At 53.2% G+C, this 25,631-nt stretch carries 23 protein-coding genes and 4 tRNA genes; 5 read left to right on the top strand and 22 right to left on the bottom strand.

From position 1 onward, the window contains the following. Window positions 1-21: 21 nt before the first annotated feature. Window positions 22-225: a lipoprotein gene (locus FDW88_RS17640; RefSeq protein ID WP_115259844.1), complete on the bottom strand. Its 204-nt coding sequence runs from the start codon at window positions 223-225 to the stop codon at window positions 22-24. Window positions 226-364: 139 nt separating this feature from the next. Between FDW88_RS17640 and cyaY the strand changes: the two genes are divergently transcribed. Next, window positions 365-685, top strand: a complete 321-nt coding sequence (cyaY, locus tag FDW88_RS17645) for an iron donor protein CyaY (RefSeq protein ID WP_096758930.1) — start codon at window positions 365-367, stop codon at window positions 683-685. A 95-nt stretch (window positions 686-780) separates the two neighbouring features. Here cyaY and cyaA read toward each other — a convergent pair whose 3' ends face one another. Beyond that, window positions 781-3,327 (bottom strand): class I adenylate cyclase, encoded by a 2,547-nt coding sequence (gene cyaA, locus FDW88_RS17650; RefSeq protein WP_096758931.1) that lies wholly within the window; start codon window positions 3,325-3,327, stop codon window positions 781-783. A 394-nt stretch (window positions 3,328-3,721) separates the two neighbouring features. Between cyaA and hemC the strand changes: the two genes are divergently transcribed. Genes hemC through hemY form a run of 4 tightly spaced genes read left to right on the top strand, consistent with a single transcriptional unit; the run spans window position 3,722 to window position 7,847 of the window. Then, window positions 3,722-4,663, top strand: coding sequence for a hydroxymethylbilane synthase (hemC, locus tag FDW88_RS17655; protein WP_135912796.1), 942 nt, complete (start codon window positions 3,722-3,724; stop codon window positions 4,661-4,663). Beyond that, window positions 4,660-5,400 (top strand): uroporphyrinogen-III synthase, encoded by a 741-nt coding sequence (gene hemD / locus FDW88_RS17660; RefSeq protein WP_096758933.1) that lies wholly within the window; start codon window positions 4,660-4,662, stop codon window positions 5,398-5,400. The genes hemC and hemD overlap by 4 nt, the downstream gene beginning before the upstream one ends. 21 nt (window positions 5,401-5,421) lie before the next feature. Then, complete coding sequence (hemX, locus tag FDW88_RS17665; protein WP_137363063.1) at window positions 5,422-6,645, top strand: uroporphyrinogen-III C-methyltransferase; 1,224 nt, start codon at window positions 5,422-5,424, stop codon at window positions 6,643-6,645. 2 nt (window positions 6,646-6,647) lie between these two features. Continuing rightward, window positions 6,648-7,847: a protoheme IX biogenesis protein HemY gene (gene hemY, locus FDW88_RS17670; RefSeq protein ID WP_096759491.1), complete on the top strand. Its 1,200-nt coding sequence runs from the start codon at window positions 6,648-6,650 to the stop codon at window positions 7,845-7,847. Between the two features lie 634 nt (window positions 7,848-8,481). Here hemY and FDW88_RS17680 read toward each other — a convergent pair. From FDW88_RS17680 to trxA, 20 genes are all read right to left on the bottom strand, one after another. Continuing rightward, window positions 8,482-8,558: transfer RNA gene (locus FDW88_RS17680), tRNA-Pro, on the bottom strand. 41 nt (window positions 8,559-8,599) lie between these two features. Further along, window positions 8,600-8,685 (bottom strand) — tRNA-Leu (locus FDW88_RS17685). 20 nt (window positions 8,686-8,705) lie between these two features. Beyond that, window positions 8,706-8,781 (bottom strand) — tRNA-His (locus tag FDW88_RS17690). A 56-nt stretch (window positions 8,782-8,837) separates the two neighbouring features. After that, a tRNA-Arg gene (locus tag FDW88_RS17695) sits at window positions 8,838-8,914 on the bottom strand. A 102-nt stretch (window positions 8,915-9,016) separates the two neighbouring features. After that, window positions 9,017-10,402: an amino acid permease gene (locus tag FDW88_RS17700; protein WP_137363064.1), complete on the bottom strand. Its 1,386-nt coding sequence runs from the start codon at window positions 10,400-10,402 to the stop codon at window positions 9,017-9,019. A 279-nt stretch (window positions 10,403-10,681) separates the two neighbouring features. Then, window positions 10,682-11,422 carry a lipopolysaccharide N-acetylmannosaminouronosyltransferase gene (wecG, locus tag FDW88_RS17705; RefSeq protein WP_137363065.1) on the bottom strand — a complete coding sequence of 247 codons (741 nt, stop codon included), beginning with the start codon at window positions 11,420-11,422 and terminating at the stop codon, window positions 10,682-10,684. A 2-nt stretch (window positions 11,423-11,424) separates the two neighbouring features. Next, window positions 11,425-12,777, bottom strand: a complete 1,353-nt coding sequence (wzyE, locus tag FDW88_RS17710) for an ECA oligosaccharide polymerase (protein WP_096758937.1) — start codon at window positions 12,775-12,777, stop codon at window positions 11,425-11,427. Then, window positions 12,774-13,853 carry a TDP-N-acetylfucosamine:lipid II N-acetylfucosaminyltransferase gene (locus tag FDW88_RS17715; RefSeq protein ID WP_115259852.1) on the bottom strand — a complete coding sequence of 360 codons (1,080 nt, stop codon included), beginning with the start codon at window positions 13,851-13,853 and terminating at the stop codon, window positions 12,774-12,776. Before FDW88_RS17715 ends, wzyE begins: the two co-directional genes overlap by 4 nt. Then, on the bottom strand, window positions 13,850-15,100 hold the full coding sequence (wzxE, locus tag FDW88_RS17720) for a lipid III flippase WzxE (RefSeq protein WP_137363066.1): 1,251 nt from the start codon (window positions 15,098-15,100) through the stop codon (window positions 13,850-13,852). Before wzxE ends, FDW88_RS17715 begins: the two co-directional genes overlap by 4 nt. A gap of 1 nt (window position 15,101) precedes the next feature. Next, window positions 15,102-16,232, bottom strand: a complete 1,131-nt coding sequence (gene rffA, locus FDW88_RS17725; RefSeq protein WP_137363067.1) for a dTDP-4-amino-4,6-dideoxygalactose transaminase — start codon at window positions 16,230-16,232, stop codon at window positions 15,102-15,104. Between the two features lie 4 nt (window positions 16,233-16,236). Then, window positions 16,237-16,914 (bottom strand): dTDP-4-amino-4,6-dideoxy-D-galactose acyltransferase, encoded by a 678-nt coding sequence (rffC, locus tag FDW88_RS17730; protein WP_137363077.1) that lies wholly within the window; start codon window positions 16,912-16,914, stop codon window positions 16,237-16,239. Beyond that, window positions 16,892-17,773: a glucose-1-phosphate thymidylyltransferase RfbA gene (rfbA, locus tag FDW88_RS17735; RefSeq protein ID WP_137363068.1), complete on the bottom strand. Its 882-nt coding sequence runs from the start codon at window positions 17,771-17,773 to the stop codon at window positions 16,892-16,894. Before rfbA ends, rffC begins: the two co-directional genes overlap by 23 nt. An 18-nt stretch (window positions 17,774-17,791) precedes the next feature. Next, window positions 17,792-18,859 carry a dTDP-glucose 4,6-dehydratase gene (gene rffG, locus FDW88_RS17740; RefSeq protein WP_137363069.1) on the bottom strand — a complete coding sequence of 356 codons (1,068 nt, stop codon included), beginning with the start codon at window positions 18,857-18,859 and terminating at the stop codon, window positions 17,792-17,794. Next, window positions 18,859-20,121 carry a UDP-N-acetyl-D-mannosamine dehydrogenase gene (wecC, locus tag FDW88_RS17745; protein WP_137363070.1) on the bottom strand — a complete coding sequence of 421 codons (1,263 nt, stop codon included), beginning with the start codon at window positions 20,119-20,121 and terminating at the stop codon, window positions 18,859-18,861. The genes rffG and wecC overlap by 1 nt, the downstream gene beginning before the upstream one ends. Continuing rightward, complete coding sequence (gene wecB, locus FDW88_RS17750; RefSeq protein ID WP_096758945.1) at window positions 20,118-21,248, bottom strand: non-hydrolyzing UDP-N-acetylglucosamine 2-epimerase; 1,131 nt, start codon at window positions 21,246-21,248, stop codon at window positions 20,118-20,120. Before wecB ends, wecC begins: the two co-directional genes overlap by 4 nt. Window positions 21,249-21,303: 55 nt before the next feature. Further along, a complete protein-coding gene (gene wzzE, locus FDW88_RS17755; RefSeq protein WP_137363071.1) occupies window positions 21,304-22,350 on the bottom strand; it encodes an ECA polysaccharide chain length modulation protein in 1,047 nt (348 codons plus the stop codon). Between the two features lie 11 nt (window positions 22,351-22,361). Further along, window positions 22,362-23,465 carry a UDP-N-acetylglucosamine--undecaprenyl-phosphate N-acetylglucosaminephosphotransferase gene (wecA, locus tag FDW88_RS17760; RefSeq protein ID WP_137363072.1) on the bottom strand — a complete coding sequence of 368 codons (1,104 nt, stop codon included), beginning with the start codon at window positions 23,463-23,465 and terminating at the stop codon, window positions 22,362-22,364. A gap of 237 nt (window positions 23,466-23,702) precedes the next feature. Further along, window positions 23,703-24,962, bottom strand: a complete 1,260-nt coding sequence (gene rho, locus FDW88_RS17770) for a transcription termination factor Rho (RefSeq protein WP_096758948.1) — start codon at window positions 24,960-24,962, stop codon at window positions 23,703-23,705. 78 nt (window positions 24,963-25,040) lie between these two features. Continuing rightward, window positions 25,041-25,169, bottom strand: a complete 129-nt coding sequence (locus FDW88_RS17775) for a rho operon leader peptide (protein ID WP_102191218.1) — start codon at window positions 25,167-25,169, stop codon at window positions 25,041-25,043. Window positions 25,170-25,301: 132 nt separating this feature from the next. Then, complete coding sequence (trxA, locus tag FDW88_RS17780; RefSeq protein ID WP_001280776.1) at window positions 25,302-25,631, bottom strand: thioredoxin TrxA; 330 nt, start codon at window positions 25,629-25,631, stop codon at window positions 25,302-25,304.

Raw genomic sequence — 25,631 nt, forward strand, 5'->3', positions numbered from 1 at the left:
CGCGGGTACAGAGACTTCGCTTTAGTAGTTTACCTGGGAAGGCCCATCTCCCGTTGCTCGATCGTTTCGATCGGGCACTGTGGACTGCGATTGCGTTTCAACTGGCTTCGTCGGTGGCGGCGCGGTTTTATCTGCTGGCGGGAAATAGAGTGGACCTTTCAGACCACAGCCCGTCAGGCTGAACAGAGTAAGAAGTACAGCGAGTGCCTGAAACACGTTTTTCATTATGGATTGCCCGTAAAGTTCATACTTTCTGTTTTCTATCATCGCAGGAGAAGACGTAAAAGCAAGAGTTTGGCTAAAACTGCAACGTGAATTCTTTCAGGTTATACTCTCGCCATCATGAAAAAACGGAAAAACACCAATGAACGACAGTGAATTTCACCGCCTTGCCGACACCCTGTGGATGACCATTGAAGAGCGTCTGGACGACTGGGACGGCGACAGCGATATCGACTGTGAGATCAACGGCGGCGTGCTGACCATCAGCTTTGAAAACGGCAGCAAGATTATTATTAACCGTCAGGAGCCGCTGCATCAGGTGTGGCTGGCGACCAAACAGGGTGGCTACCATTTTAACTTGAAAGGTGACGAATGGATTTGCGACCGTAGCGGTGAACGCTTCTGGGATCTGCTGGAGCAGGCTGCAACGCAACAGGCGGGAGAAGCCGTGAGCTTCCGTTGAGGTTTTGTGCCGGATGCGCTTTGCTTATCCGGCCTACCCGTTTCGCGTCAATTGTAGGCCGGATAAGGTGTTTACACCGCCATCCGGCACAATAATCACGAAAAATACTGCTGCAACATCGGCGTGTCATTATCCTGATTAGCCGGCGGGACCGGGTTAATCGGCTGGGTACGGAACGGGATAACCTGCGCGCGACCATCGGTTTTCACAATCTGATAGAACTGCGGTAGATTAAAGTTAATGAAGCTGGAGCCGTAGGTAAAGCGATCGTGCGACGAGGAGTAGAAGCGGCTAACATCGCGAACCAGCTCTTCTTTGCTGCCTTCGCAATGGTGATACACCTCGACCCGATTACTCTCGTCCAGAATGTAGATATTAAAGCCCTGCTCATCACCCGTTTCTTCGAAAAAGAACTGGATGATCCCTTCACTGGCAAAACCATCCACTACAGACGGCAATTTCACGTGATTGGTCTCAACCTGAACGGAAAGACCGTGCAGCTTGTTGTGTGAAATTGCGCCGTAGAACTCAATGGCGTTTTCCAGTTTCTGTACCGACACATTCAAACGCTCAAAGAACAGTCCCCACGTCTGCCCGGCAACGCGCAGCGCTTTGAAGCGACCGGTTTCATGGCGTGTACTGGAAAGGCGCAGCTCAATGCACTCGGACACCAGTTGCTGGACGCGTGTACGGATCAGACCACGTAAATGCTGGCTATAACAGAAGACCTCGACGCTGTCCGGCGGTGCCGCATCTTGATGCATTTTGCCGAGAATCGTTTTTAACGCTTCAATCATCGCCTGCTCGCCGTTGAAGTGCAGCGTACGTACTTCGTTCCACGAGTTGCGGTACAGCAGGTCTACGCTACCGACCAGGCAATTTTGTTCTTCGCCAAAGCTGAAGACGTCCAGCTTACGGAAATCAAAATGCACCACCTGATTGCGGAATGCCGCCGTAGGGTCGTATTCAAGGTTGACGATAATCGCCAGATGGCGAATCTCACACGGGCTGTACAGCGCTTTCGGCGTAGGTGCCGGCAAGCGCAGCGGGAAGTGGTGCGATACGTCAGCGACCATCTCCTGCAGCTTCGGCAGATCGACAATGCCGTTGCCCTTAATAAACAAATGCGTACGTGATGTCAGCAGACCGTTAAACCACGCCCACGCCACCAGTTTGTTCAGGTAGCGGTTATATTCCAGCGGCTGATGGCTGATGATCGAATCCATGTTGGGCGCACGGTTGTAGAGATACCAACCTGAACGGTTAGCACGACCCGGCGGCACATGGATAAAGGTCAGATACGGTTCCGAGAGGTCCGGTGAGATCTGCGGGTTCACCAGCGTCACTTTGCCCGGCAGGGCCTCAAACGCAGCGTAAAGCTTACGGGTCAGCACGCCAATGTCCTGCGGGCTGGCGCTGACGCTGAGGTTGTTACGACGCGCGAAGCGGATCAGGTTACGGTAACTCTGCATCATTGCATCGAGCAGTTCGTTGTGCGCTTCACGAACCTGGTCAATCTTCCAGTTGGCGCGGTTATCCAGCATGGTCAGACGGGCGTCGTCCCAGCCCCACTCTTTCACTAACTGACTTAGCACTTCACGACGCCAGCCCACACAGGCGCGCTCGCGGCTCAGTTTCTCGCACACTTTTAAGTAGAAACATCGACGAACTAAATCGAGGCGCGTCGGATCTTCGATTGCCGTGAGGTACTCGGTCACGCGCTCCAGCATCATGCAGTACGGATCGAGACCAAAAGAGACGATCTCGCCGTCGTGCAGGCGCTGTTTAATGTCTTTCGCCAACAGGCGTGGATTGGGGTATTCCCAGGAATACGCTTCCAACAGCAGCGTTTTCAGCACCGCTTTGTACGGGGAGTCGATACTCTTGTACAACTGCCAAAGGCTGGCGCCAAAGTACTCTTCGGCGGAAAGCGAGCTGAGCCCACCCAGATCCAGCCATTCGTTTGGCGTTAACACCCCCTGTGCGTAGAGCGTCATAACGTAATCGTCGTAATGCTCTTCTTCGTCGCCCGGCACCATATTCCATAGAATACGTTTGCCCGCGAGGCGCACGGCGGTGCGATAAAATTCATCAAGCAACAGGATGTGCTGCGTTGAGCCACAGTCTTCACCACCCAGACTGCCGCTTTCATTGTGACGGAAACGGTTTTCATCAATCAGGAAGAAACTGACTTCCACGCCCAGCGAGGCGGCCCAGCTTTCCAGCAGGCTGCATTTACGCTGCAGCAACTGGCGCTCTTCGCTATCCAGCCAGGATTGATGGCAGACCCAGATATCCAGGTCAGAGGAACAGCTTTGCCCGACTGAAGAGGTGCTGCCCATCGAGTAAACGCCGGTAATCGGCAGCTCACCCTTCGGGGGGTCCTGCGGCGACATGCCGCGGTACAGCTCCAGCTCATTCAGGTAGTGACGTTGGGTTTCATCAGGCGTGTAAAAGCATATGCCTTTGGGAACGTTACCATCGAGGTAACCCGGCATCAGCGGATGGTGGTAGTGCAATAATGTCGGCAGCAGACTGTATACCTGCTGAAAAGCAGGGCCCATGGCAGCAAGCGCGCGATCGACACGCAGTTGATTTATGGCATCCAGTCTCTGTTTCAGAGTCTCAATATAGAGGTACAAGACGTATCGCCTGATTTTGCTATCCGTCATGGTGTCGACTGCTGCAGCGCATGCGCTTACCAACACTCTTCAGCAATTCGGATAAACCGTATGTCAAAAATAACCGTTACCTTTTTTTCTCCGCACTTTTTTTAGGGAGTACAGCCGAAAAAATGGTCTAAAACGTGATCAATTTAACACCTTGCTCATTGACCGTAAAGAAAGATGCGCTACATACAAGTGTAGCACCGTTCGTTGCGTGTAAATTCCTTCATACGGTCGGGAGGTATCTCGTCATTAATCACTGCCAGTGATGATGCAGCGCCTTTTCGTCTCACTACGTTTGAGCGTAACGCTGACATCCCTTTGATAAGGATGTTAGGATGGTTAATGATTGATAATGACGGTAACAAGCATGTTAGACAATGTTTTGAGAATTGCCACACGCCAAAGCCCCCTTGCGCTCTGGCAGGCACATTATGTCAAAGACGCTTTAATGGCAAATCACCCCGGTCTGGTCGTTGAACTGGTCCCTATGGTGACCCGTGGCGACGTGATCCTGGATACTCCGCTGGCGAAAGTCGGGGGGAAAGGTTTATTTGTCAAAGAGCTGGAAGTCGCGCTGTTAGAAAAACGCGCCGATATCGCCGTGCATTCCATGAAGGATGTGCCGGTCGAGTTCCCTGAAGGACTTGGGCTGGTTACTATCTGTGAACGCGAAGATCCACGCGATGCGTTTGTCTCAAATAAATTTAACTCACTGGATGACCTCCCGGAAGGCAGCATCGTTGGGACGTCGAGCCTACGTCGCCAGTGCCAATTGGCGAAGCAGCGCCCGGATCTTGTTATCCGCTCATTGCGTGGCAACGTGGGCACACGCCTGAGCAAACTGGATAACGGCGACTATGACGCCATTATTCTTGCCGTCGCCGGGCTAAAGCGTTTAGGGCTTGAGTCACGCGTCCGGACCGCGCTGCCGCCAGAGGTCTCTCTGCCAGCTGTCGGGCAAGGTGCTGTGGGCATAGAATGTCGACTTGACGATCTACGTACCCAGGCGCTGCTGGCCCCGCTCAACCATGAAGAAACCGCCCTGCGCGTCAAAGCGGAACGCGCCATGAACACCCGCCTGGAAGGGGGCTGTCAGGTGCCTATTGGCAGCTATGCAGAACTCATCAACGGTGAGATTTGGCTACGAGCGCTGGTCGGTGCACCTGACGGGTCGCAGATGGTGTGTGGAGAGCGTCGTGGTGCACCGCAGGATGCCGAACAAATGGGCATTTCCCTGGCGGAAGAACTGTTAGAGAACGGTGCGCGCACCATTCTGGCTGACGTTTATAACGGAGAAGCACCGGCATGAGTATTCTGGTCACCCGCCCGTCTCCCGCAGGGGAAGAGTTAGTGAGCCGTCTGCGCACACTGGGGCAGGTGGCCTGGAGTTTTCCGCTTATCGAGTTTTCGCCCGGTCGGGAACTGGCAACGCTAGCCTCCCGGCTGTCGGCGCTCACGGAAAACGATCTGGTCTTTGCTCTCTCGCAGCATGCCGTCACCTTTGCCGACGCCGAGCTTTCGCAGCAGGGGGCAAACTGGCCCACTCTCCCGCGCTATTTTGCTATCGGTCGCACAACAGCGCTGGCATTGCATACCGTGAGCGGATGCAATATTCACTATCCGCTGGATCGGGAAATCAGCGAAGTCTTGCTACAATTACCTGAATTACAAAATATTGCGGGAAAACGCGCGCTTATTTTACGCGGCAACGGCGGTCGTGAGCTGATAGGCGAAACCTTAACAGCTCGTGGTGCAGATGTTGATTTTTGTGAATGTTATCAACGCAGTGCAAAACATTACGATGGTGCAGAAGAGGCGATGCGCTGGCATTCACGCGGTGTGACGACGGTGGTTGTCACCAGCGGAGAGATGCTGCAACAGCTCTGGTCTCTTATTCCGCAGTGGTATCGTGAGCACTGGTTACTACGCTGTCGGCTGCTGGTCGTCAGTGAGCGTCTGGCGCACCTCGCCCGGGAACTGGGCTGGCAAGATATTAAGGTCGCTGATAACGCCGACAACGATGCGCTACTGCGCGCATTACAATAACTCTCATAATGGGATGCCATAATGACGGAACAAGAAAAATCCTCCGCCGTGGTTGAAGAGACCAGGGAGGCCGTGGAAACAACGCCACAGCCAGTCAAAGCAGAAAAAAAGAACCACAACAACACCGCACTGATCCTGAGCGCAGTGGCAATTGCGATTGCACTGGCGGCAGGCGTGGGTTTGTATGGCTGGGTGAAACAGCAGGCAACAACGCAAACAGCAACCAGCGATGCGCTGGCGACTCAGCTCATCGCGCTACAAAAAGCGCAGGAAAGTCAGAAGAGCGAGCTGGAAGGCATTATTAAACAGCAGGCCACACAGCTGGATGAAGCCAGTCGCCAGCAGGCCGCGCTGGTCAAACAGCTTGATGAAGTCCAGCAGAAGGTCGCCACCATCTCCGGCAGTGATGCAAAAACCTGGCTGCTGGCACAGGCTGATTTCCTGGTAAAACTGGCCGGACGTAAATTATGGAGCGATCAGGACGTTACGTCTGCGGCAGCGCTGCTGAAAAGCGCCGATGCCAGCCTGGCAGACATGAACGATCCCAGTTTGATTACCGCCCGTCGCGCCATCACCGATGATATCGCCAGCCTGTCTGCGGTTTCACAGGTCGACTACGACGGCATTATCCTCAAGGTAAATCAGCTCTCCAACCAGATTGATAACCTACGCCTGGCGGACAACAACACCGACGATTCACCGATGGATTCCGACAGCAGTGAGCTTTCCAGCTCTATTAGCGAATGGCGCGTCAATCTGCAAAAAAGCTGGCAGAACTTTATGGACAGCTTTATTACCATTCGCCGTCGCGATGAAACTGCCGTTCCGCTACTGGCACCAAATCAGGACGTTTACCTGCGTGAAAATATCCGTTCTCGCCTGTTAGTCGCCGCACAAGCCGTGCCACGTCATCAGGAAGAAACCTATCGCCAGGCGCTGGAGAATGTCTCCACATGGGTACGCGCCTATTACGACACCGACGATGCAACCACCAAAGCGTTTCTTGATGAAGTGGATCAGCTGAGCCAGCAAAGCATCAGTATGAACGTGCCGGACACGTTGCAGAGCCAGACCATTCTCGAGAAGCTCATGCAAACCCGCGTGCGTAATTTACTGGCACAGCCAACAACCTCTCCAGCCGAGGCTGAAACTGCACCTGCACCTGCACCTGCACCTGCACCTGCACCTGCACCTGCACCTGCACCTCAGGCTGACACGCCGGCAACCGCGCCGCAGGGAGAATAATGATGCTAAAAGTATTATTGCTCTTTGTGCTGCTGATCGCCGGGATCGTCGTCGGCCCAATGATCGCCGGTCATCAGGGATACGTGCTGATCCAAACAGACAACTACAACATTGAAACCAGCGTGACGGGTCTGGTGATCATCCTGATCGTCGCCATGGTCATTCTGTTTGCGATTGAATGGCTGCTGCGCCGTATTTTCCGCACCGGTGCGCATACGCGCGGCTGGTTTGTGGGTCGCAAGCGCCGCCGTGCACGTAAGCAGACCGAGCAGGCTCTGCTCAAGCTGGCAGAAGGCGACTATCAGCAGGTTGAAAAACTGATGTCGAAAAATGCCGATCACGCGGAACAGCCGGTAGTCAATTATCTTCTGGCAGCAGAAGCGGCTCAGCAGCGTGGTGATGAAGCTCGCGCTAATCAGCACCTTGAACGTGCAGCTGAACTGGCTGGCAACGATACAATCCCGGTGGACATCACCCGTGTTCGCCTACAGTTGGCCCGCAATGAGGACCACGCCGCGCGCCACAGCGTCGACAAGCTGCTGGAAGTGACGCCGCGTCACCCGGAAGTTCTGCGTCTGGCTGAGCAGGCTTACATTCGCACCGGTGCATGGAGTTCCTTACTGGATATCATTCCTTCTATGGCCAAAGCACGCGTGGGTGATGAAGAACACCGTGCCATGCTGGAACAACAAGCCTGGGTGGGCCTGATGGATCAGGTTCGCGCCGATCAGGGTAGTGAGGGTCTACGCGCATGGTGGAAAAACCAGAACCGTAAAACCCGTCATCAGGTTGCCCTGCAGGTCGCCATGGCTGAGCATCTGATTGAGTGCGACGATCATGATACGGCACAGCAAATCATCATTGAGGGTCTGAAACGCCAGTATGACGACCGCCTGGTACTGCCTATCCCGCGTCTGAAAACCAACAACCCTGAGCAGATAGAAAAAGTGCTGCGCCAGCAGATTAAAGCCGTGGGCGATCGCCCGCTTCTGTGGAGTACGCTTGGTCAGTCGTTGATGAAGCACGGTGAATGGCAGGAGGCAACGATCGCCTTCCGTGCGGCCCTTAAACAGCGTCCGGATGCCTACGACTACGCCTGGCTGGCCGACGCGCTGGACAGACTGCATCAACCGGAAGAAGCCGCCACGATGCGTCGTGATGGCCTGATGCTGACGCTACAGAACAACAATCCTTCGCAGTGATTCCCTCTTGCCCGGTGGCACTTCGCTTACCGGGCAATCGTATACACAAAATCATTCAAGATGCATCAAGGCGGCAAGTCTGGGAATCCCCAAGAGCTTACATAAGTAAGTGACTGGGGTGACAAATCTGTCAGGAACAGATTTGAACGCTGTTTGCGGCGGCCCCGTAGGGGTGAGGCCCAGGGATGGGCCGAATAACCCAGGCGTAGCCAACAAAGAGGCAGCTTGAAGGATGACGTGTATATGCATAAAAAAACGCCCGCTCTTTTGGAGCAGGCGTTAAACAGGTCTGTATGACAACATAAATGGGTGCTTCACTCAACGTTATGTCCATGGTGTTTGATGAGGCTAACGCGACATCTGTCAGTGGACGATAAGCACCGGAAACGGCTCTGCGTCATTCCTGAGTTTATGAGGCCAGATGGCGAACATAAGAGATGGAATGAGCATCTACACGCATATTATTGCACAAGGCATGCCATGATTGCACTGCAAAAACTAGTTATTCGGACTTTTTAAGACATCAGGTAATTCGGGACATGGCGGCGATATCACACAGGTCTTTCTTTGTGTAAGTGCCTGAAAGAAGAGAAAATCAGAAAACAAAAAACCCCGCCGAAGCGGGGTTCAAAATTGGTCGGCGAGAGAGGATTCGAACCTCCGACCCACTGGTCCCAAACCAGTTGCGCTACCAAGCTGCGCTACTCGCCGTTTTACTGCTTTTTGAATTTTTAGTTCAATTCTTTAAGTCGTGGTGCGAGGGGGGGGACTCGAACCCCCACATCCTAAGGACACTAACACCTGAAGCTAGCGCGTCTACCAATTCCGCCACCTTCGCATTTCACAACTTTAAATTAATGGGGTGGCTAATGGGATTCGAACCCACGACAACTGGAATCACAATCCAGGGCTCTACCAACTGAGCTATAGCCACCACTGCAAATCTTTTACGCGGTATTAAAACCACCGCAGCTCTGGCACCCTACTAAATGGTGCGCCCGACAGGATTCGAACCTGAGACCTCTGCCTCCGGAGGGCAGCGCTCTATCCAGCTGAGCTACGGGCGCTTAGCGCCGTTGCGGGGCTGGATATTACGGAGGTCTCGGTCTGCTGTCTAGTGCTTTTTTAAAATAAATTACCGTTTGGTCACGGAATGTGCGTTTTGTCGCTTATTCCTCCAGTTTTTGGCTTTCCCCATGCCGATTCAGACCAAAAACCTTATAAATGAGCGTCACAGCCAGTATGAAGCCCATACCCACAAACAGCGACATTCGGGTATATTCATTAAAATACATGCCGATCAATACGCAAATCAGGAACGCCATCGTCAAATAATTCGCCCACGGGAACAGAATGGAGCGGAAAGGATGGCTGGCAATCGCCTCTTTGTGTGCCTGACGAAAACGCAGCTGGCTAATCAGGATAACAAACCACGGTACCATCCCCGGCAACACACTGGCGCTATAGACATACACAAAGACACGCTGCGGATTCGGAATAACGTAATTCAGGCATGAGCCAATCAGCAAGATGGCGATAGAAATCGCTACGCCAGCAACCGGCACGCCATGACGAGAGACTTTTCCAACAACGGCAGGTAGTTGACGGTTCTTCGCCAGCGCGTACAGCATACGACCACAGCTATACATCCCGCTGTTGCAGCCAGACAGCGCGGCGGTCAGGACCACGAAGTTGATAATCCCGGCCGCAGCGGTAATTCCAATTTTGGCAAACGTGAGAACGAACGGGCTGCCGTTGCTGCCAATCTCATTCCACGGGAAGATAGTGACGATCACAAATATCGCGCCGACGTAGAAAATCAGGATACGCCAAAGCACTTTCCCTACCGCGCTACGCAATGTGACCTGCGGATTTTTGGCTTCACCCGCCGTGATGCCGATCAGCTCCACCCCCTGGTAGGAGGCCACCACGATACATAACGCGGTCAGGAAGCCTTTCCAGCCACCGGCAAAAAAGCCGCCGTGCTCGGTCAAGTTGCCGAAACCAATCGCCTGACCGCCATTACCAAAGCCAAAGAAGATAACGCCGACCCCAATGACGATCATCACAATGATGGTGGTCACTTTGATCATCGCAAACCAGAACTCAATTTCACCGTACAGCCGAACCGCCGCCAGGTTTGCCAACGCCACTAACCCGACTGCAATCAGCGCGGGTATCCACTGTGCCATATCCGGGAACCAGAACTGCACGTAGACGCCAATGGCGGTAATTTCCGAGATCCCCACCGCCATCCACATAAACCAGTACGACCAGGCAGTGAGATAACCAAAGAAGGGGCTCATATAACGGTGGGCATACACCGCGAATGAACCGGCAACCGGCTCCAGAAACAGCATCTCGCCCATGGAACGCATAATGAAAAAGACGAACAGCCCGGCGACAATATAGGCCAACAGAACTGATGGCCCCGCCCATTTGAGGGTGCTGGCGGCGCCCATAAACAATCCAACGCCAATAGTGCCCCCAAGGGCAATTAATTCGATATGACGAGCCTCCAGCCCACGCTGTAGCTCAGGTTTACTTTCTGCCATAAATCCTCTTGTTGTGTTTGTATGCTTTCCGGTATGACCGGTTATCGTTATGGGTACATCGTTTTTTTGCCATAACAGGCCATACGGCGCCGACCGCTTGACGGTTGGCACCCAAAACACCACGGCACTATCATGATTGTTGCGAATGGTTTCCTAAAATCACTTAAATGGCAATTAAAGCATTCAAAAAATGAATAGATTGTTTGAGAAAGCAGCGATTATGTTGTGAATAAGTAGCGCACTCAGCAGAATGCGCTACATACCAAAGAAGGGAGGAAATCAGAGATTGCCGGTATAGTGCCAGCGCAGATAACGTAATAAGCGAAGTTGACGCGTGATACGGCTCGGCTGCGACAGCAAGCGGTATAGCCACTCCAGCCCGAGGTTTTGCCAGACTTTAGGCGCACGCTTTACATGGCCAGTAAAGACGTCGTAGGTGCCACCCACGCCCATATACAGCGCATCGGGATGAACCTGGCGGCAATCACGCATAAAGATTTCTTGTTTCGGTGACCCCATCGCTACGGTAACAATCTGCGCACCGCTGGCGTGAATCCGCTCGAACAGCGCCTGACGCTGCTGCGGCGTAAAATAGCCGTCCTGGCTGCCCACAATGTTCACGTTCCATTGTGTACGCAGTTTTGCTTCCGTCTGCGCCAGCACCTCCGGCTTGCCGCCAATCAGGAAGACCGGCGTTCCTTCCCGGCCAGCTCGTGCCATTAAGGCCTCCCACAGATCGGCACCGGCCACACGTGAAACCTGGGCCTGTGGAAATTTTTTTCGCACGGAACGCACGACGCTGATCCCATCGGCGTATTTGAACTCAGCGGCATCGATCAGCGCGCGTACCTCAGGGTTATCTTCCGCTGTCAGCATCTTCTCAGCATTGATCGCCACCAGCGTCCCCTGCCTAAGATGCCCTTCTGCAAACAGGTAATTCAGCGCATGCTGCATATCGCGCCAGCCAATCAGTTGTAATCCGCGCAGTGAATACAACGGCGCAGTGGTGTTATCAGTCATTACTATCCTTCAACCTGTGTCCGGGGCAGCGATTTTATGCGTTTATGAATCAGTCCGGCACTGTCAAACAGCCAGAACAACAGTTTTGCCACCAGCAAACAGACACCAAAAATCACGAGGAAAAAGACCACTCGCGAGACAAACGAATCCAGTCCTTCACGTGCTAACACGATCATATTGAAAATGGCACCGAAGCAGAAACTGTGCAAAATCGCCGACTTGTAGCGGTTTGTTTCCCGGTTACCTAACTCGTACAGCCAGTCGAACCATTTGATGATAAGTCCAACCACAATCGCGCCTAACGGGATAAACAACGCCCCGCCCATCACCACCAGCGAGCCAATTAATGTTGGCGAGATAGCCAGCCCCGAGTGGTTGTTCAACACTTCCCAGGTAAAGTAGTTCGCCGAATTGAGTACGATGCTCGGTCGCCCAGGCCACAGCCAACTGGGGATAAACACATAGAAGTCACGCACGATCGGCGCCAGACCCTGGAACTCAATATTGTGGTAATTCTGCAGCAACAATGCCAGGTTTTCCCACGGCGAGAAGGTGTCGCGCGTCAGATACAGGAAAGTATAGAACGCTTCGTCTCCGCTGACGTTCATGCCGTAGCGCTTCAGCGCCAGCCAGAACATCCCCACAATGCCCAGCACGCCAGCGGCCGCCAGCATCCACAGCGAAATCCAGCCGCGAATAATGCCGATAAACAGGAAGATGGCAAAGGCGATGATGATATTGGCGCGCGTGCCGCCGACAATCATATAGGTCAGCAAGCCAAACGCGACAGTGCTTACCAGAAAAAACAGCCACGCTTTGCTGTCCTGACGCAGGAAGTACACCACCAGCATCGCTGGGATGAAGAAGTAGAAGAAGCGCTTCAACGCCACACCGGAAACTTCACTGGAGAAGATCTGGCTGTAGGACTGCAGTCTGAACAGCAGGAAGCCGTTGTGCATAAAGAATATGCCCACGCTCACTAGCGCAATCGCCATCAATATTATCCACGTCAGATGAGCCTCAACGCGGTTGATAGTAAACAGTGGCTTACGCGGTCTTTCCGCCGTTCGCCTGCGTAAACGGGTTTTATAGGTCACGTAATAGACAGCATAGAAACAGGCGGCTGACAGCAGCGCCTGCAGCAGAATTTCCGGCGGGGCCACCGCCACGTCGAAGCGGAATACCAGCACGCTGGTCAGCGGAAAGCCAAAGAAAAACGTCAATAAAAACAGCAATGAGAAGAACACATTGAAGTTAAAGCGTACCCGTCGGAACTCAAACCATGTCAACGTGGCGATAAACAGTGTGGAGAGCAGCCACACCACCAGCAGACCGCTGAATTGCATCAGGCTCATACCGTTTCTCCGGAAGCAATTTTCAGCGCGTTATGCCACGGCTGTAGGTAATTCGGGCTAAAGAAGGTAATGGCGCTCTTATCGACCGAGGCCAGCTGACGCTGCGCTTCGCGCACAATACCTTCATTGAGTTCATCGGTGGTAAACAATACCGGCAAGTTTTGCTCTGCCATATCCTGCCAGAAGGGGTTTTCGCGGTTAAGCACACACGGAATACCGGCCTGGATCAACAGACACAAGGTGCCGATCCCCTGCTGACGAGCAAAAATAAAGTAGCCCAAATCGCACTGACGCAGTAACGCCAGATAAGCCTCAAATTCCAGCTTTTCGCTGAGAATGTGCAGGTTTTCTGCACGAAATAATGCCAGCCCAGCCTGACGAACGTCATCGATATACGCCGCATTATTGGCAGGGTAACCCATGGGCACAATCACGTTCACCGTATCGCCAAACTGCTGATGCACGGCGCGCAGCGCGGCAATATGTTCATTGCTGCGGTCGCCGGAGTTTCCCACCAGAATGGTCATTTTCCCGCTGCGTTCACGCCCGTCGCTCATCGTATTGAGCGATGGATCCATGCGCGTCGGGAAATACAGCAGCTCACCGCGCACGCGCGGATGCAGCCCAGCGAAATAGCGCAAATCACCCCGCGTGGCAAACACGCAGCCCACGCGGTTTTGCGCCAGCCGACGAAGCGGATAAAACAGGCGGAATTTCAGTCCACTGGAGACTTCATACAGATCGGCGCCCCAGATGTGCCAGTAAAACTGCTCGGGTTTAATTCCCCCACTCAGCAGTGCCAGCCATAAGCTGGTATTGAACTGACCGTGAAAGAAGAAACGCTGTTGACGATCCGCTTTCGCTTTCTTAATAACCGCCTCTGCCAGCGCCTTTTTCCCGCTATAGAAACTCAGCGATAACGCCGGGCAACTTTCGCTGAATCCCGCATCCTGACCGGCAACCATAAACACGCGCGCGTGCTCGCTCGTCGCAGCCAGCGAGTCGTTGAAAAACCGCAATACGGTTTGGTTATGGTGAGGGATATCCGATCCCAGAACGTGAATCAGTACTGTCATGCCCGCCTACGCCAGAGTAAAAATACGCCGCAACAGAGAGAAAAATAGACCACATAGGTTGCCATATATGCCTGGGCTGCTCCCAGAGCGCCATGCGCAGGGATCAGCCAGTGGGCAAATGCCGTCAATAACGTGAACTGACAAATTTCAGCCAAAATATAAAACCGTAGCGACGCTTTCGCGATCACCAAATAGCCAAAAACGTAAGCCCCTACTTTCAGGACATCGCCCACCAGCTGCCAGGCAAACAGATCGCGCATCGCGGTAAATTTAGCCGAAAACAGCAGCCAGATAGCAAAGTCACGCAGCAGCCAGACGGTGAAACTCGCGGCAGCAACCGCCGGTAGCACAAACTTCAGCGACTTGACGACCTCGCGCGAAATGTCATGCTTTTCAGTTAAGCGCGACAGCGTCGGCAGCAAGTAAACGCTGAATGAGGCGGTGATAAATTGCAGATACGCATCGGAAATACTGCTCACCCCCTGCCAGATCCCCACGTCATCCCAGCTGTAATGGGCTGCCAGCAGGTTTCGCATCATTACGTACGCCACCGGCAGCGTCACGGAGGTGATCAACGCCATCAGCGTGAACTTGCTTAACTGCCCGGCCAGACCGTTATCCCAGCAGGGTTTCAGGTAGCGCAGTGGGATAGTTCCACGCTTAATCAACATCGCAGCAGCGGGGATCACTACCAGCGCAGGCACCAGCGCCAGCCCTAACAACGCACCTTCGTAACCCCCGAGACGATAGCAACCATAATAGGCCACCACGCCCACCAGGCTACCGACAATCAGCGATAGCGCATTGCCGGCAGCATCGCGAAAACCTTTCATCAGCGCCAGCAGCAGATTCGCCCAGGCTATGCCCATCTGTACTAGTGCAACCAGCCGCACTAACCCTTGATAATGCGTATGACCAAATAAACCCTGGCTGATCGGCGCTGCAGCCAGCAGAAAAAGGGCGGCCATCAGCGTGGAGAATCCCAGCACCATCGCCGAAGAGGTACCGACCACACGGCGTAACTGCGCCGGATCGTCATGATGCTGTGCGACGTACTTCGTGACGCCGTTGAATATTCCGGCCCCCGCCAGTACACCGAGCACAGTAACCATCTGGCGGAAGTTACCCGCCTGCCCCACACCGGCCGGGCCAAATGAAACCGCCAGCAGTTTCACCACCAGAAGGCCCGCACCAATTTTTACCAGCGTACTGGCTGCCGTCCACAGGGACGCTTTAGCAAGCGACATATCAGGCGAAGTAGTTCAGTAAGGTCGTAATCACTGTGCGCTGGTTGACCGGCGACAGATTGTAAAACAGCGGCAGGCGCAGCAGACGTTCGCTCTCCTGAGTGGTGTAACGATCAACTCCGACAAACTCACCAAATTTATCGCCAGCCGGGCAATCGTGCAGCGGGATATAATGGAATACCGCCATGATTTCGGCTTCTTTCAGGAAGTTGATCAGCGCACTGCGATCGTCGATATCGCGCAGCTTGATATAAAACATATGGGCATTTTGCACGCAATCCTGCGGTATGGAAGGCAGTTCAATACGCCCGGCGCGTGCCAGCGGTTCCAGCGCATCATAATAATTCTGCCACAGCGCCAGACGCTGCTGGTTGATACGATCCGCCGCTTCCAGCTGCGCCCACAGATAGGCGGCCTGCAGATCGGACATCAAATAGCTGGAACCAATATCTCGCCAGGTGTATTTATCCACTTGGCCACGGAAGAACTGGCTACGGTTGGTCCCTTTTTCGCGGATGATCTCAGCACGTTCGATTAATTTTTTATCATTAATCAGCGTGGCTCCACCTTCGCCACCCGCGGTGTAATTTTTGGTTTCGTGGAAGCTAAAGCAGCCAATATGACCAATTGTTCCCAGCGCGCGGCCTTTGTAGGTCGACATCACGCCCTGAGCGGCATCTTCCACCACGAACAGGTTGTACTTAGCCGCCAGTGCCATAATGGTGTCCATTTCGCAGGCAACGCCCGCGTAATGCACCGGCACGATAGCGCGGGTTTTGTCGGTGATCGCCGCTTCAATCAGCGTTTCGTCAATGTTCATGGTATCCGGGCGGATATCGACAAAGACGACTTTGGCCCCACGCAGCACGAAGGCGTTGGCGGTGGAGACAAAGGTGTAGCTCGGCATGATCACTTCATCGCCAGCCTGGATATCCAGCAGCAATGCCGCCATCTCAAGCGAGGCGGTACAGGAGGGTGTCAGCAGCACTTTCGCGCTGCCAAAATGTTGCTCCAGCCACTGCTGGCAACGACGGGTAAAGCCGCCGTCACCGCACAGTTTTCCGCTGCTCATCGCAGACTGCATGTATTCAAGCTCGGTGCCCACCACCGGCGGTGCGTTAAATGGGATCATGTTGTCACCTGTATAACCAGTACGCGGTGCTTTCTACATTGGCACCGCTCTGTATGTAACGTTTAAGCGCGGCGATATTGCCCATCTGGGTCGCCACGCGCAATGTTGTTTTACCGCGAGCCTGCGCCCAGCACAGCGCAGCCTGCATCAGTTCTGCGCCCGCACCGCGACCAGCCAGTAGGCCAATACGCGCGTCGGTCTCATTCAGTTCACGCAGTGAGACATAGCCACGAATATCGCCAGCCTGTGTGCGAAAAACGAGACACTGATGGTCGAACGTGCCCAGTACGGCATTTTCAATCCACTGCGCGTAGAAACGCGCGCTGGCATCGGGCGCATACCACGGCGCACGAAAACGGCTTTGCGCGAACGCCTTCCCCGCCAGCTGACGTAACGCCGGGATATCTGCAGTTTGTGCGACCTGCGCGCTGGGATTGTCATAAACGCCCGTGACCGACAGCGCTAAATCCACTTCCCCTTCGACCAGCGAGAAACCCAGCTGCTGCAATGCATCTAACTCTTGGGCGTTCGCCGCAGGAATTTTCGCCTGTACCCGCTCCCAGGGCTGCAACGAATCCGCAGTCAGAACCGGCGCATGCGGGTCAACACGCACAATGGCGCTCTTCACGCCAAAGAACGTATTCTCCCAATTCAGCGGCTCAATACTGCCGCGGACGAGCACGGAGTAGCTCCAGCAGATATTGACCATAACCGGTTTTAGCCAGAGAACTGGCGGCACGCTTCACGCCTTCATCATCCAGCCAGCCGTTGCGCCAGGCGATTTCTTCCAGGCAGGCAATTTTAAAGCCCTGACGTTTCTCAACCGTCTGTACGAACATACTCGCTTCAATCAGGCTGTCATGCGTACCGGTATCCAGCCAGGCAAAACCACGGCCGAGCAGTTCCACCGTCAGGTTACCCGCGTCAAGATACATCTGGTTGATGGAGGTAATCTCCAGCTCTCCACGCTCGGAAGGCTTCACGCGTTTTGCGTACTCCACCACCTTACTGTCGTAGAAATAGAGTCCCGTCACCGCCCAGTTAGATTTCGGTTCTTTCGGCTTCTCTTCCAGCGAGACGGCGCGGAAATTGTCGTCAAATTCCACCACGCCGAAACGCTCAGGATCCATAACCTGATAGCCAAATACCGTCGCCCCTTCCGTTCGGGCAGCAACGTGGCGCAGTTTTGGACTAAATCCCTGCCCAAAGAAGATGTTGTCACCTAAAACCAGACAGGAAGGCTCACCGTTAAGGAACGTTTCGCCGATGATAAACGCCTGCGCCAGTCCGTCCGGGCTTGGCTGCTCGGCATAGTGCAACTCAATGCCAAACTCAGAGCCATCGCCCAGCAAACGCTGGAAATAGCCTTTATCTTCCGGCGTGGTGATAATCAGGATTTCACGGATCCCCGCCAACATCAGCACCGATAGCGGGTAGTAAATCATCGGCTTGTCGTAAATCGGTAATAGCTGTTTCGATACGCCACGCGTAATGGGGTGCAGGCGAGAACCCGAACCTCCCGCCAAAATGATACCTTTCATGCGTACCTCCTCCGGAAATTAACCCTTCAGACCTAAACGTTCACCCTGGTAGCTGCCATCCTGCACGGGCTTCCACCACGCCTCATTCGCCAGATACCATTGCACGGTTTTGCGCATGCCGCTCTCAAACGTTTCCTGCGGCATCCAGCCAAGTTCACGTGCAATCTTCGACGCATCAATGGCGTAACGTTGATCGTGGCCAGGACGATCGTCAACAAAGGTGATCAGTGAGCGGTACTGCGCAAGGCCCTGTGGCTTGTTGGGGGCCAGTTCTTCCAGCAGACAGCAAATCGTCTCGACTACGTCCAGATTCTTACGCTCGTTGTGCCCGCCGATGTTATATGTTTCCCCCACGGCCCCGGTGGTCGCTACGCAATACAACGCGCGGGCATGATCCTCCACGTACAGCCAGTCGCGGATCTGCTGCCCGTTGCCGTATACCGGCAGCGGTTTGCCCGCCAACGCGTTAAGAATCGTCAGTGGGATCAGCTTTTCCGGGAAGTGGTACGGGCCGTAGTTGTTGGAGCAGTTGGTAATCAGCGTAGGTAAACCGTACGTACGTAGCCAGGCACAGACCAGATGGTCGCTACTGGCTTTCGATGCGGAATAAGGGCTGCTTGGTGCATACGGCGTGGTTTCAGTGAAAAAATCATCCGTAGAATGGAGATCGCCATACACTTCATCGGTCGAAATATGATGGAAACGAAACGCCGATTTTTTCTCATCGGTTAATACGTTCCAGTAAGCGCGCGCCGCTTCCAGCAGGGTGTAGGTACCCACAATATTGGTTTCGATAAACGCAGCCGGACCATCAATGGAACGATCAACGTGGCTTTCCGCCGCCAGGTGCATGACGCAGTCTGGCTGATACTGTTGAAAGACAGCGTCAAGCGCAGCCCGATCGCAGATATCAACTTTCTCAAAGGCAAAACGGTCATTCTGTGCGACCGGCGTTAGCGACATCAGGTTGCCGGCATAGGTCAGTTTATCGACCACCACCACAGCATCCTGCGTCTCGTTAATGATATGCCGTACAACCGCGGAGCCGATAAATCCGGCGCCACCGGTGACCAGAATTCGTTTCATTATCGCCAGACTCCTTTGGTATCAACCACGTACTGCTGGTGTACCGCATCGCCTTTAATCGCTTTAAATTCATTATGGTCGACCAGCATCACCAGCACATCAGCGCTTACCAGTGCGTCGTCCAGTTTCGCCAACGTACACAGGCCATCCAGTTTTTTTGGCAGTTGATGAACATTCGGTTCCACCACCAGCGTTTCACCGCCGTGCCACTGGGCGATACTCAGCGCGATACCCATCGCCGGGCTTTCACGTAAATCGTCAATATTCGGTTTAAATGCCAGGCCAAAACAGGCAATTTTCACCTCGCTGGCGCGTTTGTTCGTCTTCGCCAGACAATCCGCTACGGCGGCTTTTACCCGATCAACAACCCAGTGAGGTTTGCCATCATTGACTTCACGGGCGGTGCGGATCAATTTCGCCTGCTGCGGGTTCTGCGCCACAATAAACCATGGATCGACTGCAATACAGTGACCGCCAACGCCGGGGCCAGGTTGCAGGATATTGACGCGCGGGTGTCGGTTCGCCAGGCGAATCAGTTCCCAGACGTTAATCTCCTGTTCGGCGCAAATCAGCGACAGTTCATTGGCAAAGGCGATATTCACGTCGCGGAAGCTATTTTCAGTAAGTTTACACATTTCCGCCGTGCGGGCGTTAGTCACCACACATTCACCTTCAAGGAAGATGTTGTACAGCTCGCTGGCGCGCGCGGAACAGACGGGCGTCATCCCGCCAATCACGCGATCGTTTTTAATCAGCTCGACCATCACCTGGCCCGGCAGCACGCGCTCTGGACAATAGGCAATATTGACGTCTGCCTGTTCCCCAGCCTGTTGCGGGAACGTCAGATCAGGCCGAATTTCGGCAAGCCATGCGGCCATCTGCTCGGTCGCCCCGACGGGTGACGTTGACTCGAGGATCACCAGCGCGCCTTTTTTAAGCACCGGTGCCACTGACTTCGCCGCCGCTTCGACGTACACCATATCGGGTTCATGCTCCCCTTTGAACGGGGTAGGCACAGCGATTAAATACGCATCCGCTTCCGTGGGTTTGGTGGTCGCCCGAAGATACCCCTCTTCTACAGCGGTTTTCACCACCGCACCGAGGTCGGGTTCAACGATATGGATCTCACCACGGTTAATGGTGTCCACCGCATGCTGATTAACATCTACGCCAATCACGTGTTTTTGACGGGAAGCAAAAGCAGCTGCGGTTGGCAGCCCGATATAACCCAGCCCAATGACAGAAATGGTCGTAAAACTCATAGCGATATCCGATTGTTTTTTAACGCGTCTAAAATGCGACCACACGCTTGCCCATCGCCATACGGATTATGGGCTCGGCTCATGGTCTGATATTCATCTTCGTCATGCAGCAAACGCGTGACTTCTTCCACAATACGCTGCGGATCTGTCCCCACCAGCCGCACCGTGCCTGCAGTAATGGCCTCCGGGCGCTCCGTCGTTTCGCGCATCACCAGCACTGGCTTACCCAGTGATGGGGCTTCTTCCTGAATACCGCCAGAATCGGTCAGGATCAGCCAGGCGTGGTTCATCAGCCAGACAAACGGCAGGTACTCCTGCGGCTCGATCAAAATCACATTGTCAACGTGACCCAGGATGCGATTAACCGGTTCGCTGACGTTAGGGTTCAGGTGCACCGGGTAGACAATCTGCACATCCTGATTCGCCGCTGCAATTTCTGCCAGCGCATGGCAGATTTGCTCAAAACCGCGACCAAAGCTTTCCCGACGATGACCGGTCACCAGGATCATCTTTTTATCCGCGCTCAGGAAAGGATAATGCTCGGCCAGTTCGGCCCGCAGTTCATCGCTCGCCAGTACGCGATCGCGAACCCAGATCAACGCATCAATCACCGTATTGCCGGTGACAAAAATGCGGTTATCGGCAATGTTTTCGCGTAACAAGTTCTGCCGCGAGTTTTCCGTAGGTGCAAAATGATACATCGCCAGACGCCCGGTCAGCGTGCGGTTTGCCTCTTCCGGCCACGGAGAATAGAGATCGCCGGTTCGCAACCCGGCCTCAACATGTCCGACAGGAATACGCTGATAAAACGCGGCCAGACTGGTGGCAATGGTCGTTGTCGTATCACCATGTACCAGTACGACATCCGGTTTAAACTCAGCCAGAATCGGCTTTAACCCTTCAAGGATTCGGCAGGTAATTTCGGTGAGTCCCTGACCGGGCTGCATAATATTGAGATCGTAGTCAGGCACAATGGAAAAGAGGTTCAACACCTGATCAAGCATCTCCCGATGCTGCGCTGTGACGCAAACTTTCGCCTCAAAATCAGGATCTTTTGCCAGCGCATGAACCAGAGGTGCCATCTTGATGGCCTCCGGTCGCGTGCCAAATACAGTCAGTACTTTCACATCGATTCTCTTCGGATTGGCAGCGAGGGCCCAGCCCCTCACTGCAACGGTATTGCTAAATCGAGCGGCGACGGGTTAACGCGACACCGGCACCGATCAAGGCCCCGACAATGCCCCACATAATCATCAGGAAGGCACGGCGCGGGCTATCACGTTTTACCGGTTCTTCCGGCGTCCGCAAATAACGATAGGTCTGAAAACGTGGGTCCAGAGTAGGACCGACGTTCAGCGTATTGAGCATGGCTCTGTTTTGGAAATAATCCAGATCGAACTCTGGACCAACGGCCTGCAAGTTTTCGAGTCGCGCCTGCAGCATAGGACGTCCGAGCAAAAACAGCTCAGAGTCCGGTAATTCATCCGCAGGTACATCGGTTGAAGTGCGAGAAATATTATGTTGCTCGGCTATTTTGAGCGCTTGTTCAATGTTGTGAGCGCGACGAGAAAAGAGTGATTTCGCCACCTCTTCCTGGCGTTTAACCTGCGCTTTCATCTGTACCGTGCGCGCAGCCCACGCGCCTTTTAACTCATCGTTCAGATGGCGTGCTGCACGCTGGCTGGCAAATGCCACATACTGGCGCAGCAGGTTGTTGGCATCTGGCGCCGTTTCCGCAATCAGCTTCACGCTGTCATTAGTGTTGCGCTGTGCATCACCAGGCATAAACTGAATGTTATTAATCAGCTCATCCAACAATGCCGCATCGGCTTTACTGTTGCCGACCATCCGTTGCTTAAAGTAATCGGTCTGCTGCCAAAATTCACGGCGCGTATCCCACGAGGCAACCTGCATGACAAATTCTTTATACGCTTCGTCCATCACCGACGGTTGATCCGTGGATGCCAGGCTAGCCTTAATATCCAGGTTACGTAAAAACTGCTGCTGAGAGTAATAGCCCCCCAACATATTCACCGTAGGTCGGTCAGAAATGGCGGTCGCACTCCACTCCTGACGCGCAAAAAACGTATAGGCGAGAGCAACAAGCGCAAAGACGAGGGCCATACCGACAATCCACACCTTCCCTGCCCATAAGGTCCGAAACAACCCACGGATGTCCAGTTCATTTTCAGTGTTCACGGCACGCTCTCCCGGTAATGGCTGTGTCATCGCATCCTCATTTACTTGGTTAAGTTTGGTTTGCTTTTACGAATTCTTCGCAATCTACGCTTCACACGCTTGATAAATCTCGCGACTTTCCAGGCACGCTTGATACAGTAACCGTAGAGGCCGAATGCTAATAAAAAAAGTACCAGCATGACCCACTCTGGCACTAAACGAAAATATTCAGCCAGTACGCCGATAGAAGCCAAAATTGCCGCGGCCAGCGTAATCAGAACAAAGGCCTGTCGGGAAGTAAACCCTGCTCGCATCACTAAATGATGAATGTGCTGGCGATCCGCAGAAAAAGGACTCATGCCTTTTCGCAAACGACGATACATGATAGCCACCATATCCATCAGAGGAATGGCGATAATCCACAGCGCAGTAACCGGGCTAATAGGATGGGTTTGACCCTGCGTAGTTTCCAACAGGATCCAAATGATAGTGAAGCCAATCAGCGTACTGCCCGCATCGCCCATAAAAACTTTATACCGGCGCCCAAGAATACCCAGATTCAGAAGAATATACGGCAGGATGGCGGCGATCATCGCGAAGCACCAGATGGCCAGGCTGGTTTGTCCGTCAAACCAGAGGATCAGGCCCATCGCGGCAAAGGAAACGCAGGACAATCCGCCTAACAGGCCATCAATACCATCAACCATATTGAAGGCATTAATTGCAGCCCAGACAGCAAACAGCGTCAGTAAATAGCCGAACGGGCCAAGTACCATCTCCCAGGGGCCAAAAATATACCCTAGACTAAGAAGATAGAGTTTGCCTACAACCATCATAATGATACCAATCGCGGCCTGGATGGTGGCGCGAATTTTTACACTGATATCAAAACGGTCGTCCAGCGCACCCACAAAAACCAGCACCCCTGCACAGGCGAGGTAGAGAGAAGCGTGTGGGATGTAATAATCGGCGATGATAAACGTAAAGCAAATACCGGCGTAAACCGAAATGCCCCCAACTAACGGAATCAGTCCCTGGTGACGTTTACGGAAGTTGGGCTTATCCACTAAACCGACCTTTTTTGCCACCTTGCGCGCAAAAAAAAGAAACAGTGTTGTGAATAGAAAAATACTGATGAGATCAGTGCCGACTGTCAGTAAATTCACAATGCATGCTCTCAGAGAAAATTATTAGCGGAAGTATAACCATGAAGACCTTTATTCAGAAGGGAAACCCAACGTCACATCAGGCGGTTCTGTTTAATTATCAACCACAAGACAAAAATTACGAATCTTTTTCAACCAAACGGTAGTAATACCGTATTATCGTTATTGTGTCGTTAAGATTACAGGCATAAAAGCAAAACGCCACGTAAAACGTGGCGTTTTCAGAGGATGCCCGACTTAAGAGCGCTTCATCATATCGAAGAAGTCGTCGTTGGTCTTGGTCATCGCCAGCTTGTTAATGAGGAATTCCATCGCGTCGATTTCACCCATCGGATGAATGATTTTGCGCAGGATCCACATTTTCTGCAGCTCTTCCTGAGTGGTGAGCAGCTCTTCTTTACGGGTACCGGAACGGTTGTAGTCGATAGCCGGGAAGACGCGTTTTTCAGCAATCTTACGCGAGAGGTGCAGTTCCATGTTGCCGGTACCTTTAAACTCTTCATAGATAACTTCATCCATTTTAGAGCCGGTATCGACCAGCGCAGTCGCGATGATGGTCAGGCTGCCGCCCTCTTCCACGTTACGTGCCGCACCGAAGAAACGCTTCGGACGGTGCAGGGCGTTGGCATCAACACCACCAGTCAACACTTTACCGGAAGCCGGTACCACAGTGTTGTAGGCACGCGCCAGACGGGTGATGGAATCAAGCAGGATGATAACGTCTTTCTTGTGCTCAACCAGACGTTTCGCTTTCTCGATAACCATTTCCGCAACCTGAACGTGGCGAGATGCGGGTTCGTCAAAGGTGGAAGCAATCACTTCACCTTTAACCAGACGCTGCATCTCAGTCACTTCTTCCGGACGTTCGTCGATCAGCAGTACCATCAACACGCAGTCTGGGTGGTTGTACGCGATGCTCTGTGCAATGTTCTGCAGCAGCATGGTTTTACCGGCTTTCGGTGGTGCCACAATCAGACCACGTTGGCCGCGACCGATCGGAGACGCCAGATCCAGGACACGAGCCGTTAAGTCTTCTGTAGAACCGTTACCACGTTCCATACGCAGACGTGAGTTTGCGTGCAGCGGGGTTAAGTTCTCGAACAGAATCTTATTACGCGCGTTTTCCGGCTTGTCGTAGTTAACTTCGTTAACTTTCAACAATGCAAAGTAACGCTCACCCTCTTTAGGAGGACGAATCTTACCGGAAATGGTGTCACCAGTGCGGAGGTTGAAACGGCGGATTTGGCTAGGGGATACGTAGATGTCGTCTGGGCCTGCGAGGTAGGAACTGTCTCCAGAACGAAGGAAACCAAATCCATCCTGCAATATCTCCAGCACACCGTCACCAAAGATATCTTCGCCACTCTTTGCGTGCTGCTTCAGGATGGCAAAAATAATGTCCTGCTTGCGCATACGAGCCAGGTTTTCCAGGCCCATATTTTCGCCGAGAGTGATCAGCTCAGAAACCGGCGTATTCTTTAATTCGGTAAGATTCATAATGGTGTGAGTTCTTAAACTTGGGGTAAATCTCGAACTTAATGTTGTGAATGGTATGGCAGGGTCATCCATGCCTGTTTACGGCCATCGACTCATGTCTGTTCGCTGTCTGGTCACAGGAAAGTACGCAGAACTGAAACGACAAGACGGATTGAGCGACAAGCCAGGAATCTGTCCACTTCTCGCGCGAGAAACAACGGGAAGCATTGGATAAACAAGATTCAAACTTAATAAGGTATGTTTAATACGAAGTCAACACTAACTTAGCACGACTCAAGTCGGGCGTCCAGTCATCCGAAGAATTTTGGAATCAGGTCGCCCGAACTTGATAATTCCATCTTACGCCAGGTTAGCGTCGAGGAACTCTTTTAGCTGACCTTTGGACAGTGCGCCGACTTTTGTCGCCGCAACTTCGCCGTTTTTAAACAGCAGCAGGGTCGGGATACCACGTATACCATATTTCGGTGCGGTGCCTGGGTTTTGGTCAATGTTCAGTTTCGCAACCGTCAATTTACCCTGATACTCGTCAGCGATTTCATCCAGAATTGGAGCGATCATTTTGCACGGACCGCACCACTCTGCCCAGAAATCAACGAGGATAGCTCCGTCCGCTTTGAGTACATCCGTGTCAAAACTGTCGTCTGTCAGGTGAATAATTTTATCGCTCAT

It is taken from the genome of Citrobacter sp. wls829 (assembly GCF_005280825.1).
Taxonomy (GTDB): domain Bacteria; phylum Pseudomonadota; class Gammaproteobacteria; order Enterobacterales; family Enterobacteriaceae; genus Citrobacter; species Citrobacter gillenii.

Coding starts and splice junctions, on each gene's coding strand:
- FDW88_RS17640 (WP_115259844.1), bottom strand. CDS start 225: ATGAAAAACGTGTTTCAGGCACTCGCTGTACTTCTTACTCTGTTCAGC.
- cyaY (WP_096758930.1), top strand. CDS start 365: ATGAACGACAGTGAATTTCACCGCCTTGCCGACACCCTGTGGATGACC.
- hemC (WP_135912796.1), top strand. CDS start 3,722: ATGTTAGACAATGTTTTGAGAATTGCCACACGCCAAAGCCCCCTTGCG.
- hemD (WP_096758933.1), top strand. CDS start 4,660: ATGAGTATTCTGGTCACCCGCCCGTCTCCCGCAGGGGAAGAGTTAGTG.
- hemX (WP_137363063.1), top strand. CDS start 5,422: ATGACGGAACAAGAAAAATCCTCCGCCGTGGTTGAAGAGACCAGGGAG.
- hemY (WP_096759491.1), top strand. CDS start 6,648: ATGCTAAAAGTATTATTGCTCTTTGTGCTGCTGATCGCCGGGATCGTC.
- FDW88_RS17700 (WP_137363064.1), bottom strand. CDS start 10,402: ATGGCAGAAAGTAAACCTGAGCTACAGCGTGGGCTGGAGGCTCGTCAT.
- wecG (WP_137363065.1), bottom strand. CDS start 11,422: ATGACTGATAACACCACTGCGCCGTTGTATTCACTGCGCGGATTACAA.
- wzyE (WP_096758937.1), bottom strand. CDS start 12,777: ATGAGCCTGATGCAATTCAGCGGTCTGCTGGTGGTGTGGCTGCTCTCC.
- FDW88_RS17715 (WP_115259852.1), bottom strand. CDS start 13,853: ATGACAGTACTGATTCACGTTCTGGGATCGGATATCCCTCACCATAAC.
- wzxE (WP_137363066.1), bottom strand. CDS start 15,100: ATGTCGCTTGCTAAAGCGTCCCTGTGGACGGCAGCCAGTACGCTGGTA.
- rffA (WP_137363067.1), bottom strand. CDS start 16,232: ATGATCCCATTTAACGCACCGCCGGTGGTGGGCACCGAGCTTGAATAC.
- rfbA (WP_137363068.1), bottom strand. CDS start 17,773: ATGAAAGGTATCATTTTGGCGGGAGGTTCGGGTTCTCGCCTGCACCCC.
- rffG (WP_137363069.1), bottom strand. CDS start 18,859: ATGAAACGAATTCTGGTCACCGGTGGCGCCGGATTTATCGGCTCCGCG.
- wecC (WP_137363070.1), bottom strand. CDS start 20,121: ATGAGTTTTACGACCATTTCTGTCATTGGGCTGGGTTATATCGGGCTG.
- wzzE (WP_137363071.1), bottom strand. CDS start 22,350: ATGACACAGCCATTACCGGGAGAGCGTGCCGTGAACACTGAAAATGAA.
- rho (WP_096758948.1), bottom strand. CDS start 24,962: ATGAATCTTACCGAATTAAAGAATACGCCGGTTTCTGAGCTGATCACT.
- FDW88_RS17775 (WP_102191218.1), bottom strand. CDS start 25,169: ATGCTTCCCGTTGTTTCTCGCGCGAGAAGTGGACAGATTCCTGGCTTG.
- trxA (WP_001280776.1), bottom strand. CDS start 25,631: ATGAGCGATAAAATTATTCACCTGACAGACGACAGTTTTGACACGGAT.